General features: G+C 45.0%; 2 protein-coding genes. One reads left to right on the forward strand and one right to left on the reverse strand.

The annotated features are described in order from the left end of the window. Positions 1-501: PadR family transcriptional regulator (locus R7O12_RS25185; RefSeq protein WP_318126791.1), on the forward strand; the 501-nt coding region annotated here is incomplete at its 5' end. 70 nt (positions 502-571) lie between these two features. Here the strand turns inward: R7O12_RS25185 and metF are convergent. Then, positions 572-1318, reverse strand: a 747-nt coding sequence (gene metF / locus R7O12_RS25190; protein ID WP_318126792.1) for a methylenetetrahydrofolate reductase, incomplete at its 5' end; no start/stop codon positions are given.

Raw genomic sequence — 1318 nt, forward strand, 5'->3', positions numbered from 1 at the left:
CGCGACGCAACCGGTTACGATATCACTAAAGAATTCTCTGCTAGCATCGGTTACTTCTGGAAAGCAAGCCACCAACAAGTTTACCGTGAACTAAATAAAATGGCCGAGAAAGAGCTGGTTACTTGCGTACTAGAACCTCAAGACGGCAAACCAGACCGTAAGGTTTACTCCATCACAGATGCAGGCCGTAGCGCTCTTGGAGAATGGTTTGATCAACCAACTGCACACCCAACCGTTCGTGATGAATTTTCAGCGAAACTTATGGCTTGTGCTGTTCAACCATCAACACCTTTCCGTGATCAACTAGCAGAACTTGTTGAAGAGTCTCGTAAACTGGTTTCTCACTACAAAGAAATTGAAGCTGCTTACTACGCAACGCCTTCAACTTTGGACAAACAAGCTCGTTTAGAGCGCCTAACGCTTCGTCGTAACCTACTGTTACGTGAAACGTGGATCACTTGGGCAGAAGAAGTCCTAACAGAACTTGAAGTAATTGGTTAATTTCCTTTTACTTAGAGACAATGAAAAAGGCTTGCCACTTGGCAAGCCTTTTGTCTTTTTGAAATCGGATTTACGCTTCTACAGCTACACGAGGACGAACACCTAAAGTATGGCATAACGCATAAGTCATCTCCGCACGATTCAGCGTATAGAAGTGGAAATCTTTTACACCTTCGCGACTTAGTACACGAACCATATCAATAGCTTGGCTTGCACCTACAAGTTGGCGAGTCACAGGATCATCATCCAAACCTTCAAACTGTTTGCTCATCCATCCTGGCACTTTAACGTTATTCTGCGCCGCAAAGCGTGAGGCTTGCTTAAAGTTCGAAACTGGCAAAATACCCGGTACGATTTCTACATCGATTCCCGCCGCAACACAGCGGTCACGAAAACGCAGATAAGATTCCACATCAAAGAAGAACTGAGTAATGGCACGGTTTGCACCAGCATCCACTTTACGTTTTAGGTTTAGCAGATCCGATTGAGCACTTTTTGCCTCTGGATGCACTTCTGGAAAAGCCGCCACAGAAATATCAAAATCGTGACGAGATTTTAGTAGCTCAACCAAGTCAGAAGCATACATATCTGGAGCACCGCCACCAGGTGGGATATCACCACGCAGCGCAACGATATTTTCGATGCCGTTATTCCAGTAATCATCAGCAATCTCAATCAACTCTGAACGTGTTGCATCGATACAAGTGAGGTGAGGCGCAGCAACTAAACCGGTCTCTGCTTTGATTTCCTTGATAATGGAGTGAGTTCTATCACGCTCACCAGAGTTTGCTCCGTATGTTACCGAAACAAATTTAGG

This window comes from Vibrio sp. Vb1574 (assembly GCF_033338675.1).